Raw genomic sequence first — 12,075 nt, forward strand, 5'->3', positions numbered from 1 at the left:
AGCTGTGCTTATCGAGTCCCGACGTCGCGCTTACTTGACCGCCATGCAGGTGGTCAACTGGCTGCCCCGCACCGAACTGCCGTTTGCCGCGCCGTCGCGGCCCGAGTTGCTGCAGGTGCCTGAGCCCTATGAGGCGTTCGAGGCTTCGGGCGAGGAGGCCGCTGCACCGGTGGTGGCGGTCAAGCCAGAGCCTCAGGCGCGCCCGGCGGTCGAGCGCACCAAGATCGAAGTGCCACGCCCGTCGCCAATCGCCAAGCCGGTGGTCGCCGAAGCCGTGGCCCCGGTGGTCAAGGCCCCGGTCGTGCCGCCGCCACGCTTTGCCCTGCAACTGTTGCGGGCCGGGCGCTGCTTGCTCTTGGTGGAACTGCCCACCGGCGAGCGCTTCCAGACCCGCGACCCTGCCTACATGCTGCTCAAGGACATGCTGCGCGCCGCCGGCTTGCCCGACAGCCCGCAGATCGTCGGCGACCCGGTGCGCTGGCCGCTGTTGGCACGCGGCACGATGGACCAAGGCCCGGAAGCGGCGCGGGACTTTGTGCAGGGCTTTGTTTCGGCCCGCCTGGAAGACGAACCCTGCGTGTGCCTGTGGCTGATCGGCCTACCCGCCGTGCGCTTTGCCGGCGAGGCAAACGCCGAAGCCTGGTACCGCGAACTGCAGGTCGAAGGCCTGGGTTCGGTATGGGCCCTGCCGGGCCTGGAATTATTAATGGAAGAGCCACAGCGTAAGGCTGATGTCTGGCAAGCCATGCGCCGGCTGATGGCGCGCTGGAAAACAACCGATGAGTGAGGCTTTATCCTTCCGCCCGATGACCGAGGCTGACCTCGACGCCGTGCTGAAAATCGAATACGCAGCGTTCAGCCATCCCTGGACACGCGGGATTTTTCTCGATGGCCTGGGCAAGTACCAGATCTGGCTGATGTTCGAAGGTGAGCAACAGGTGGGCCACGGGGTGGTGCAAATCATCCTCGATGAGGCGCATTTGCTGAACATCACCGTCAAGCCGGAAAACCAAGGGCGTGGCCTGGGTTTGGCGCTGTTGGAACAGTTGATGTCCCGTGCGTATGCCGCCAATGCGCGAGAGTGCTTCCTGGAAGTGCGCGACAGCAATACCGGCGCGTTCCGCTTGTATGAGCGTTACGGGTTCAACGAGATCGGCCGTCGGCGCGATTACTACCCCGCCGTGGGTGGTCGCGAAGATGCGGTCGTCATGGCCTGCACCCTGGTCGACTAGACGCCGAAATCAATGTGGGAGGGAGCAAGCCCCCTCCCACATTTTGACCTGTGTCGTGTCAGCGGTTCCCGTCTACCGGGTCAATATCCGCCAACTCGGCCTCATCCAGCCCATTCCCGCCGCCAATCTCATCTTCATCCACAATGCTCAGGTCATAATCCGCCGCATTATCCTCACCTTCCTCCCGAGCATCTCGCGCCCCATCCTCATGGATCAGCGTTTCCGGGCTCATGTCGTCATCGGTCGGCTCATGATCGTCGGTCGAAGCGCCGGTCAGCCCCGCCTCACGCGCCCGTTCTTCGGGCATCCGGTGCTCGCGCTCGCGGCGCGGGATCTCGTCGCCAATCTGCGCCGTCGGCTCCTGCCCGTCAAAATCCAGCTCGCGCATCGAACCCATGCGATCTTCGTTGTCATCAATCGGTTCGGGCTGCGTAGCGCCATAGGGACGTCGTGATTCAGTCATGGCCAATCCTCATACTGTGGGGCTTATAGTGTGTGGACAGGCGCGGCTCGCCAAAGATTCAAGCTAATTTGCGCATCGCGTGACCTGAACGTGGGGGCGTCAGTCACAAAACTGCGCATCATTCCTGAGGCTTTCCCTGATGAACGAACTACAAGACCTGCTTGATAACAACGAACGCTGGGCGGATGCGATCAAACAGGAAGATCCCGAATTCTTCGCCAAGCTCGCCCGCCAGCAAACCCCGGAATACCTGTGGATCGGCTGCTCCGACGCGCGCGTGCCGGCCAACGAGATCGTCGGCATGTTGCCGGGTGATCTGTTCGTGCACCGCAACGTGGCCAACGTGGTGCTGCACACCGACCTCAACTGCCTGTCGGTGATCCAGTACGCGGTCGATGTGCTCAAGGTCAAACACATCCTCGTCACCGGCCACTATGGCTGCGGCGGTGTGCGCGCCTCGATGCAGGATCGCCAGTTCGGCCTGATCGACGGTTGGCTGCGCACCATTCGCGACCTGTACTACGAGAACCGCGATGTGCTTGCCCAACTGCCAACCGAAGAGGAACGCGTCGACCGCATGTGCGAGCTGAATGTGATCCAGCAGGTGGCCAACGTCGGCCATACCAGCATTGTGCAAAACGCCTGGCACCGTGGGCAGAGCCTGTCGATCCATGGTTGCATCTACGGCATCAAGGACGGCCGCTGGAAAAGCTTGAACACCACCATCAGTGGTTTCGAGCAGTTGCCGCCGCAATATCGCCTGCGCCCATTGGGCGAAGTCTAAGGTCGCTTGCGGTTGCGCCACTGGGCCATGAACGCCTGGCCTTCGGCGTTCAGCGGCTCTTGGCTGCCGGTGATCCAGCCCCGGCAGTTCAGCTCGCCGCAGTGGCAAGCGAACTGCCGGAACAGCGCCTCCTCGGTGCTGGCGTAATCCAGGGTCAGCCAGGCGCCAGCGGCGATGGGCTGCACGCTCCAGAGCTCCAGATACGTGGTGTCGAAGAACACATTGGGGTTGCAGGAATGGGGCAGCAAGCCGCAGAACCAGCAATCGTACAAGTGGATGCGCGGTGACAGCTGTAACGTGCACGGGCGACGCTCGCCCACGGCGTAGCCGGAGATCTTGGCAATGCGTATGCGGCTCTCAAAGGCGACGCGAGCCCTGACCCTGCCTTGCGTACCATTCGCCGTTTGCATCACTTTGAAGTGGTCGCACGAGGGGTATCCCTGCTCGGTCAGTAGCGTCTTGAACGGGTACAGGCATTCACTCACAGCAGTTTTAGCCTTATCCATGGCTTGAGTTTTCATAACTCTCCTTGGTTAGGCTGCATCGACCTGCGGGTGGTATCTGACTTCCAGTCTTGCAGCGGATGGGCGCGGCTCAAGACTCGCTGAAGTTGGACCCGATTTCTACTGTCAAAGATGACAGTAGAAATCGGTCGTTTTTTGTGCGACCTACAACGCGGGGCCTTTGTTTGCTGGGGTTGGAGCGGCGCTCTTCAACTGCTTCAACTGAGTTTTGATTGCTGGCGTGGCACACTTGGCGTTGGCCTCTTCGGCGCTCAGATTGCGTACCGAGGTGTAGAACAATTCACAGGTCTGCTCTTTGCGCGTGACCTGCCAGGTGTTCATGCAGGCCTTGAGCAGCACATTCGCATCGCTGGCGGGTTTCTGGCCCATCCCGGCCTGCCAGCAGGCGGCGCTCAAATCCTGGCCCATTACCTTCAAGCCGGCCTCATCGGCTTTCTGCTCGTCGCCGTCATAGGCGTCAGGATCGGCTGCATACCAGATGTAGCTGGGGTGGTTGGCGCCCAGCACCGAAACGGTTTTGCCCTCGGCCGGGCTGATCTGCGCCAGCCCGAGCACCGTCACGGTTTGCCCATATTGCTGCTTGATCCAGTTACGTACCGGGGCGCCAAACGCCATCATCGGCAGCGAGCCGTTGGGCAAAAGGCTCAGCTCCTTGACCATGCGGGTCTGGTAGTCGGTGAAGTAGTTGTAGATGCCTTCCAGGTCTTTGCCTGCGTTGGACGGTGCGGCAATCGGGGCGATATCGATGATGGTCTGGTAGGCCGGGGTTTCGGCGGCTGGCACACCGTTGTCGGTGAGCAGGGTGGCCCAGCGGTCAGTGGTGGCCGATTCCAGGTAGTCCTGGGCCTGTGTCAGCGAATAATCCGGCGGGAAGTGCAGCAGCTCGATGCTTTTGCGGTTCTCCAGGGCCATGCCCAGTGGCAGGAACAGGTACCAGTTGTAGGCCCATTTGCCGTCGCTGTTGAGCCGGCTGGCACCCTGGTAGGCCAGGTCGGCCGTATTGAGCAGCGTGGTCAGCGGCTGGCCATAGCTGTCGGGCACGCCGCTGAACGTCGCTGACACTTGGCCGTCATGGATCTTGACGCTGACCTTGCCCCGGCTATACCCGTCGCGCAGCACGCTCTGGTTCAGGTAGTGCTCGGCGGTCTGCTCCAGCGTCCATGGCCGAAAGCAGATCACGTTGCAGTTATTGGGGTAGGCAAACAGCTGGGTGACGCGTTGCGTGCTGCCCAGCGGTACTTCGATGTCGGCCTGTACGAGCGCGCTGGTTATCAGTGCGGCCACGGTCAAGCACAGCCTGGTCGGTGTGAACATAGTTGATTCCTTGTCAGCGAAAGCCCGTCTGCGCGGGGTGAAAGCCCACCTCCTCACAGTAGCGGCTGACCAGGAAAACCGCGTGCTAAATCGCCAGATGTGTCGCTATTGGATAAGCGTCCTACACGGTGAACTGCAACGCGTCGCTTAAATCCCCCATGGGTTTCTGGCCGCGGGCAATCATCGCCTCATCGCGCTGCTTGAGGCCATCGAGGGTCTCCAACTGGAATACCCGGGTAATCAGGCGCAGGATCGACGCGGTGTCGTATACCGTATGGTCCACCGTGCCTTTGCGTGCGAACGGCGACACCACCAGCGCCGGAATCCGCGTGCCAGGGCCCCAGCGGTCGCCTTTGGGCGGCGCCACGTGGTCCCACCAGCCGCCGTTTTCATCGACCGTCACCACCACCACCATGTTTTTCCACTGCGGGCTCTCCTGCAGCACTTTCAAGGCGCGGGCAATATGGCGGTCGCCCGAGGCCACGTCGGCGTAACCGGCGTGCATGTTCAGGTTGCCCTGGGGTTTGTAGAAGCTCACGGCCGGCAGCTTGCCTGCCTGGGCGTCGGCAAAGAATTTATTGGTGCCGGACTCGTCGCCCAGCCCGCCATCACGCAGGCGTTTGTCACGCTCCGCACGGTTCTCGGGCCCCTGTTTCTTGAAGTAGTTGAATGGTTGGTGGTGGTACTGGAAGTTCGGGATCTTCGGAATGCCGCCCGAGTCCTTGAACTGATCCAGCGTCGCCTGCCAGGCGCCGGCGTACCAGGCCCAGTCGACGTTCTTTTTCGACAGCTTGTCGCCAATGTGTTCGTGGGTCTGTGGCACCAGTACGTTGGGCAGGTCGGGTTTGGAGTAGTCCGGGTTTTGCGGGTCGCGAATCCACGTCGGCCAGTACGGCGGGGCCAGGGTGTTCACGGCGTAACCGTCCGGGGTCAGCGCGCTGGGGCCAAACTGCGGTGGGCCGGTCATGGCGCTGGCCGGGGATGTGTCCAAGGGTTTGAGGCGTGTGTCGGTCGGGTCATTGCTTTGCAGTGTGGCAATCTGCGCCTTGGCCACTGATTGCGCAGCATTCGGATACACCGGCGCAGTGGCGCTGATCAGGTATTGATGGTTAAGGAATGAACCGCCGAACGCGCCTTGGAAGAAGTTATCGCACAGCACAAATTCCTTGGCCACGTCCCACAGGCGCAGGGAATAACGGCTCTGGGCGTAGTGCCCCATCACCAGGCCACCGGAATCGGCCCAGGCGACGAAACCGTCGTTCTTGCCACCGTTGATCTGCATCTGGTTCTGGTAGAACACGTGCCACAGGTCGCGGGTCACGAGGCTCAAGGGCAGGTCTTCGCCGTTCGGGCCTTTGAGGGCGAACGGTGCATTGGGCAAGTTTTCCTGGAACTGCACTTCACTGGGGTAGGTCACCCCGTCTACGCTTTGCGGGCCGACTTGCAGCACGCCGCCCCAGGCCGGGGGCAGCTTGTCCAACAGGCTGCCATCGCGGTTGCGTTGCTGAGTGTCGGTCGCGGAAAGTGCTGAAAGTGGTTTCTCGACCCCTGGGAAATCCGCAAACAGATTGTTGAAGCTGCGGTTCTCGGCATAGATCACCACGACGGTCTTCACGTGGTCGCGCAGAGCCTTGTCCAGCGCCTGTGGGGTGAGCGGCCGCGCCTGCGGTTTTCCCGGCGCTTGACTGGTATTGCCGCACGCACTCAAGGTCGCACCTACCCCCAGTACCGCTGCACCCCCCAGGAAACGCCGGCGGCTGCTGTCCACCGGCGCTTGGGTTACAGAATCGGGGGAAGGGCAGTCTTGGTGCTCATCACTCATTGCGGAGAGTCCTTGCTGGGGAGTTGTTGCAAAATATTTCCCGGAACGGTAGCAAGGCGATGTGACGGAACGAAGACAGGTATTACAGCAACCGCAATGCCAATTGGCTGCCAGCGCGCAAGTATTCTACTTGTGCTGTCACTGCATCCTTGACGATGGCTTCGCCGGTGTCGGTCAGTTTGTTTTTCTTGGCGTCGATGACGCTGGTCTGCAGCAGTTGCATGGCCACATCCACCGCCTTCTGAAAGGCCGTCACGTTGTTGTGCAGGCCGAACTCGTTGATGACGACAGCCATGCGCCGATCGGCATCGTCTCGCAGGGTCCGATACTCCGTGACCGAAACGTTGTCGTCCTTGTAAATGTCAGTGATCAGCTCTTCCAGCGATTTGGATAGGGGCGTCATCGGAGTTTCCTTAGTGTTAGGTGAGTGGGAATCCGAGTCAGGTTAATCAAAGGTGTGCGCGGTAGGAGTCAGGGGTTGTCGCCACACTGAGTGGGACAACCCCTATGCATTGCGTCAGAAAGGCCGTGCGTTATGGCATCACCGGCGGCAGATACTTCAACGTCGTCCCAAGCGCCCACAACAAAAACAACACCAGCGGCGTATGCACCAGCAACTGCACAAACGAAAACCCGATCAAGTCCCGCGCCTTCAGCCCCAATACCCCCAGCAACGGCAGCATGTAGAAGGGGTTGATCAGATTGGGCAGCGCTTCAGCCGCGTTGTAGATCTGCACCGACCAGCCCAGGTGGTATTGCAGGTCATTGGCCACTTGCATCACGTACGGTGCTTCGATGATCCACTTGCCGCCGCCCGACGGGATAAAGAAGCCCAGCACCGCCGAGTACACGCCCATCAGCAACGCATACGTGTCGTGCGAGGCGATGGAGGTAAAGAATGTCGAGATATGGTGCGCCAGGGTTTGGCCGTCGCCGCCTTTGACCACCGTCATCAGCGCCGCAATCGAACCGTACAGCGGGAACTGGATCAGCACACCCGTGGTGGTTGGCACCGCGCGGGCCACCGCATCCAGGAAGCTGCGCGGGCGCCAATGCAGCAGCGCGCCTACCATGATGAACAGGAAGTTGTAGGTGTTGAGCCCCGAGATGGCGCTGATCGCCGGCTTGGTGGAGAACTCGTGGAACAACCAACCGGCCGCCAGCAGTGCCAGCAGGATGGTGAGCAGCGGGCTGTGTTCCAGCCATTCTCCGGGGCGTGTCGGGGCTTGCGGCTTGGGCAGGTTGAAGGCCGGATCGACGCCGCAGGCCTTGGCGTCACGGGCGCTGTTCGGGCCGGGCGCGGTGGCGTAGGCAATGATCAGCGACACCACGATCAGCGCCAGTAACAGCACGCCGGATTGCCACAGGAAGATGGTCTCGGTGAACGGGATCATCCCGGTGATCGCCAGAATCGACGGCGGCAGGCTGGTCGGGTTGGCCTGCAACTGCGCGGCCGACGACGACAACCCCAGCGCCCACACCGCGCCCAGGCCCAGGTAGGCCGCCGCACCGGCGGCGCGGTAATCCATGCGCAAATCCGTACGCCGGGCCAGCGCCCGCACCAGCAAACCGCCGAACACCAGGGACAGGCCCCAGTTAAGCAGCGAGGCGACCATGGAAATCAACGCCACCCACGCCACGGCCGAACGGCCGTTTTTCGGGATGCGCGCCAAGCGGTCAATCAGCTTTACCGCTGGCGGCGAACTGGCCACCACGTAACCGCCGATCACCACAAAGGCCATCTGCATGGTGAACGGGATCAGGCTCCAGAACCCATCGCCAAACGCCTTGGCGGCGTCGGTGGGCGCAGCGCCCATGCCCAGGGTCGCCACGGCGACGATGATCACTGCGAGCGCAGCGAACACCCACGAGTCAGGGAACCAGCGTTCGGCGAAGTTGGAGCAACGCAGGGCAAATCGGGCATAGCGGCTTTCTTCGATAGCATCGGCCACGGGTCGTACCTCTTGTATTTATTATGGGGGCGGCAGTTTTCGCGCATGTTCCTCCACGGCCATTGATATGGGAATGCAGTTATCTTCATCGATCCATGAGGAAAACAAATATATCTGCAGCGATTGCCATCAACCGGCTCAGCTCATAACCTGCACGCCATTTTGTCTGTCTGCCGAGCTTGCACATGACTGCCACCTTTTCCCCACAGGCGCAGCGTTTTTCCCGCTCCGACTACAAAACCCTGGGCCTGGCCGCCCTGGGCGGTGCCTTGGAAATCTACGACTTCATTATTTTCGTGTTTTTTGCGCTGACCCTCAGCCAACTGTTCTTCCCCCCTCAAATGCCCGAGTGGCTGCGCCTGCTGCAAAGCTTTGGGATCTTCGTCACCGGCTACCTGGCGCGCCCGTTGGGTGGCATCCTGATGGCGCACTTTGCCGATCACCTGGGACGCAAGCGCGTGTTCAGCCTCAGCATCCTGATGATGGCGCTGCCGTGCCTGCTTATCGGGATCATGCCGACCTACGCGCAAATCGGCTATTTCGCACCGCTGATCCTGCTGGCGCTGCGCGTGCTGCAAGGCGCCGCAGTGGGCGGCGAAGTCCCTAGCGCCTGGACCTTCGTCGCCGAGCACGCGCCGCGCAATCACCGAGGCTACGCCCTCGGCTTCCTGCAAGCCGGCCTGACCTTCGGCTACCTGCTCGGCGCCCTGACGGCGACGTTGCTGGCGCAAGTCTTCACCCCGGCCGAGATCCTCGATTACGCCTGGCGCTTCCCCTTCCTGCTCGGCGGTGTGTTCGGCGTGATCGGCGTATGGCTGCGTCGCTGGCTCAGCGAAACCCCGGTGTTCCTCGAAATGCAGGCCCGCCGCCAAGCGGCCGCCGAACTGCCCCTGCGCACCGTACTGCGCGACCACCGCGCCGTGTTGTTGCCGGCGATGATCCTCACCTGCGTGCTCACCTCCGCCGTGGTGGTCCTCGTCGTCATCACCCCGACCATGATGCAGAAAACCTTCGGCATGAGCCCCAGTCACACCTTCGCCCTGAGCGCCTTGGGCATCGTGTTCCTGAACATCGGCTGCGTCCTCGCCGGCCTGCTGGTGGACCGCATCGGCGCCTGGCGCGCGGTGCTGGTCTACAGCCTGTTGCTGCCGATGGGCATCGCATTGCTGTACGCCAGCCTGATCAACGGCGGCGTGTGGTTGGGCGCGGCGTACGCCGTGGCGGGCTTGAGTTGCGGCGTAGTGGGCGCGGTGCCGTCGGTGATGGTCGGGCTGTTCCCCGCGCAGGTGCGGGTGTCGGGGATTTCCTTCACCTACAACATCGCCTACGCGCTGTGGGCGAGCACCACGCCGCTGATGCTGATTGCGTTGATGCCAACGAGCCCGTGGATCTGCGTGGGCTATTGCGTGGTAATGGGGGCGGTAGGCGTGGCGAGTGTGGCGCTGTTTGGCAAGCGCCACACGTTAGCCGCGTGAGGAGCCGCTCGGCACTGAAACAGGTGCCTGGCGTTCCGATGAAAAAGCCCGCCCTAGAGCCCTTGCTGTCGATTTTGTAATCTTTGCTCCACCGCCCTGATAAGTCACGAGCGCTACATTGCCAGCGCTTGGACCTCATGGCCGTGGAACTCTCGTTATGGCAATTTCCGTTAAAAAACTGGTCGGGGCGACGTTGCTGTGGGCAGCTGCAAACGCGGCACTGGCGCAACCCCTGACCCTCGATTCAGCCCTGCAAACCGCCTTCGCCAACAACCCCGACCTGGCCGCCGCGCAATGGGAAATCGACATCGCTGCGGGCGGTCGCCAGCAGGCCGGGCTAATCCCCAACCCGGTCGCCTCCTGGGACGCCGAAGACACCCGCCGCAATTCTCGTACCACCACCGTCAAGCTCAGCCAGACCGTTGAGCTGGGCGGTAAACGCGGTGCGCGCATCGATGTTGCCACCCGCGCCCAGGACGCCGCCGCGCTGACCCTGGAACAGCGCCGCAACGCCCTGCGCGCCGATGTGATCGATCGCTACTACGGCGCCCTTCGTGCTCAGGAGCGCCTCGATCTGGCACAACGTTCCCTGGCCCTGGCCGAACGCGGTCTGGTGGTCGCCAACGGCCGCGTCAGCGCCGGCAAATCATCACCGGTGGAAGCCACCCGCGCCCAGGTGCAGTTGTCGCAAATCCGCCTGGAATTGAACCGCGCACAGATAGGCCTCACTGACGCGTATCGCCGGCTGGCCGCCAGCACCGGTAACCGCGCCGCCGACTTCGACGCTGTCGCCACGCCAAGCCAATCCACACCGGCCCTGCCGCCTGCCGCACAGTTGCTGGCACGCCTTGAGCAGACCGCTGAGCTGCGTCTGGCCGAACTGCACATTCAGCAAAGCGAGGCCAGCGTGGGCCTGGAAAAAGCCCAGCGTATTCCCGACCTGGACGTGTCCATCGGCAGCCAATACGACGCCAGCGTGCGCGAGCGGGTGAACCTGGTGGGCGTGTCGATGCCGATCCCGCTGTTCAACCGCAACCAAGGCAACGTGCTCGCGGCCACACGCCGCGCCGACCAGTCCCGCGACCTGCGCAACGCCGCCGAACTGCGCCTGCGCACCGAAACCCGCCAGGCCCTCGACCTGTGGCGCGCCGCCAATACCGAGGTGCGCGCGTTCAACCAGCAGATCCTGCCTGCCGCGCAAAGCGCAGTGGACGCCGCCACCCGTGGTTTTGAGATGGGCAAGTTCAACTTCCTCGATGTGCTCGACGCCCAGCGCACGCTGATCACTGCGCGCACCCAATACCTGGCCGCTACCGCCGAGGCCACCGACGCCTGGCTGCGCATCGAGCGGATTTATGGCGACCTCGCCCGGTTCTGATTTTTTCTGGAGTCTCCTATGAATAGAAAACACGGCGTGGCGCTTGCCGTCGCCCTGGGCTTGATGCTGTCCGGCCTGGCCTATGCCGAGGAAGAAGAAGGCGCACTCGAACTCACCGTGCAGCAAATCGAGGCGGCCGGGATCCAACTCGCCCAGGCCCAGCCCCGGCCGATCAGCACGCTGCTGACGCTGCCGGGGGAAGTGCGGTTTGACGAAGACCGCACCTCGCACATCGTGCCGCGTGCAGCCGGGGTGGTGGAGGCGGTGAAGGTCAACCTCGGCCAGTCGGTGAAAAAAGGTGAGCTGCTGGCGGTGATCGCCAGCCAGCAGATTTCCGATCAGCGCAGCGAGCTGGCCGCCAGCGAACGCCGAGTCGAATTGGCGCGCACCACCTTCCAGCGCGAGCGCCAGTTATGGCAGGACAAGATCTCTGCCGAACAAGATTACCTGCTGGCGCGCCAAGCCCTGCAAGAGGCCGAAATCGCTCTGAACAATGCCCGCCAGAAAATGACCGCCCTCAGTGGCAGTGCGCTGCTGGTCGGCGGCAATCGGTACGAACTGCGTGCGCCGTTCGCCGGTGTGGTGGTGGAAAAACACCTCGGCGTCGGCGAAGTGGTGAGCGAAACCAGCAACGCCTTCACCCTGTCGGACCTGTCCCAGGTATGGGTCACCTTTGGCGTATTTCCCAAGGACTTGAACAAGGTTCGCGTCGGTAAGCCGGTGACCGTCAGCTCCACCGAAATGGGCACCGACGTACGTGGCACCGTGGCCTACGTCGGCAATCTGCTCGGCGAACAAACGCGCACCGCCACCGTACGCGTGAGCGTGCCCAACCCTGATGACGCCTGGCGCCCAGGGTTGTTTGTCACCGTGCAACTGGCCACGGACACCGCCCAGGCCAAGGTCACCGTCCCTCAGGAAGCGATCCAGACGGTTGAGGACAAACCCTCGGTATTCGTGCGCACGCCACACGGTTTTATCACCCGCCACCTTGAGCTGGGCGTCAGTGAAAACGGCTACGTCGAAGTGCGCCAGGGGCTGGCCGCCGGCGAACAGGTGGCCACCGTCGGCAGCTTCATCCTCAAGTCCGAACTGGGCAAAGGCTCGGCCGAGCACGCCCATTGATCCTGC

12 protein-coding genes are annotated in these 12,075 nt (G+C 62.5%); 6 read left to right on the forward strand and 6 right to left on the reverse strand.

Annotation, left to right across the window (positions count from 1 at the left end; all coding sequences use genetic code 11):
* Positions 1 to 43 precede the first annotated feature (43 nt).
* Entirely contained in the window at positions 44 to 787 is a 744-nt protein-coding gene (locus tag PspS35_RS03450; RefSeq protein WP_159937972.1) for an energy transducer TonB, read from the forward strand.
* Positions 780 to 1,232 (forward strand): ribosomal protein S18-alanine N-acetyltransferase, encoded by a 453-nt coding sequence (rimI, locus tag PspS35_RS03455; RefSeq protein WP_159932791.1) that lies wholly within the window; start codon positions 780 to 782, stop codon positions 1,230 to 1,232. The genes PspS35_RS03450 and rimI overlap by 8 nt, the downstream gene beginning before the upstream one ends.
* 58 nt (positions 1,233 to 1,290) lie before the next feature.
* On the opposite strand, the gene PspS35_RS03460 is transcribed toward rimI, so the two are convergent.
* Entirely contained in the window at positions 1,291 to 1,695 is a 405-nt protein-coding gene (locus PspS35_RS03460) for a serine kinase/phosphatase (RefSeq protein WP_159932792.1), read from the reverse strand.
* A gap of 139 nt (positions 1,696 to 1,834) precedes the next feature.
* Here PspS35_RS03460 and can point away from each other — a divergent pair, with 139 nt between their 5' ends.
* Positions 1,835 to 2,479 carry a carbonate dehydratase gene (gene can, locus PspS35_RS03465; RefSeq protein WP_053134092.1) on the forward strand — a complete coding sequence of 215 codons (645 nt, stop codon included), beginning with the start codon at positions 1,835 to 1,837 and terminating at the stop codon, positions 2,477 to 2,479.
* Here can and PspS35_RS03470 read toward each other — a convergent pair.
* The 5 genes from PspS35_RS03470 to PspS35_RS03490 form a co-directional block, all read right to left on the reverse strand.
* Positions 2,476 to 3,000 carry an SET domain-containing protein-lysine N-methyltransferase gene (locus PspS35_RS03470; RefSeq protein WP_159932793.1) on the reverse strand — a complete coding sequence of 175 codons (525 nt, stop codon included), beginning with the start codon at positions 2,998 to 3,000 and terminating at the stop codon, positions 2,476 to 2,478. The genes can and PspS35_RS03470 overlap by 4 nt on opposite strands.
* Positions 3,001 to 3,147: 147 nt before the next feature.
* A complete protein-coding gene (locus PspS35_RS03475; RefSeq protein ID WP_159932794.1) occupies positions 3,148 to 4,317 on the reverse strand; it encodes a hypothetical protein in 1,170 nt (389 codons plus the stop codon).
* A 121-nt stretch (positions 4,318 to 4,438) separates the two neighbouring features.
* Entirely contained in the window at positions 4,439 to 6,139 is a 1,701-nt protein-coding gene (acpA, locus tag PspS35_RS03480; RefSeq protein WP_159932795.1) for an acid phosphatase, read from the reverse strand.
* Between the two features lie 82 nt (positions 6,140 to 6,221).
* Positions 6,222 to 6,542: a hypothetical protein gene (locus tag PspS35_RS03485; RefSeq protein ID WP_159932796.1), complete on the reverse strand. Its 321-nt coding sequence runs from the start codon at positions 6,540 to 6,542 to the stop codon at positions 6,222 to 6,224.
* 130 nt (positions 6,543 to 6,672) lie between these two features.
* Positions 6,673 to 8,091, reverse strand: coding sequence for a TIGR00366 family protein (locus PspS35_RS03490; RefSeq protein ID WP_159932797.1), 1,419 nt, complete (start codon positions 8,089 to 8,091; stop codon positions 6,673 to 6,675).
* A gap of 185 nt (positions 8,092 to 8,276) precedes the next feature.
* Between PspS35_RS03490 and PspS35_RS03495 the strand changes: the two genes are divergently transcribed.
* The 3 genes from PspS35_RS03495 (at position 8,277) to PspS35_RS03505 (ending at position 12,069) form a co-directional block, all read left to right on the forward strand.
* Positions 8,277 to 9,566, forward strand: coding sequence for an MFS transporter (locus PspS35_RS03495; RefSeq protein ID WP_159932798.1), 1,290 nt, complete (start codon positions 8,277 to 8,279; stop codon positions 9,564 to 9,566).
* Between the two features lie 157 nt (positions 9,567 to 9,723).
* Positions 9,724 to 10,944: a TolC family protein gene (locus PspS35_RS03500; protein WP_159932799.1), complete on the forward strand. Its 1,221-nt coding sequence runs from the start codon at positions 9,724 to 9,726 to the stop codon at positions 10,942 to 10,944.
* 18 nt (positions 10,945 to 10,962) lie between these two features.
* The gene (locus tag PspS35_RS03505; RefSeq protein ID WP_159932800.1) at positions 10,963 to 12,069 is read left to right on the forward strand and encodes an efflux RND transporter periplasmic adaptor subunit; all 1,107 of its coding nucleotides are present in this window, start codon (positions 10,963 to 10,965) and stop codon (positions 12,067 to 12,069) included.
* Positions 12,070 to 12,075: the final 6 nt, after the last annotated feature.

Origin of the sequence: Pseudomonas sp. S35 (genome assembly GCF_009866765.1) — a bacterium.
Classification (GTDB): Bacteria; Pseudomonadota; Gammaproteobacteria; order Pseudomonadales; family Pseudomonadaceae; genus Aquipseudomonas.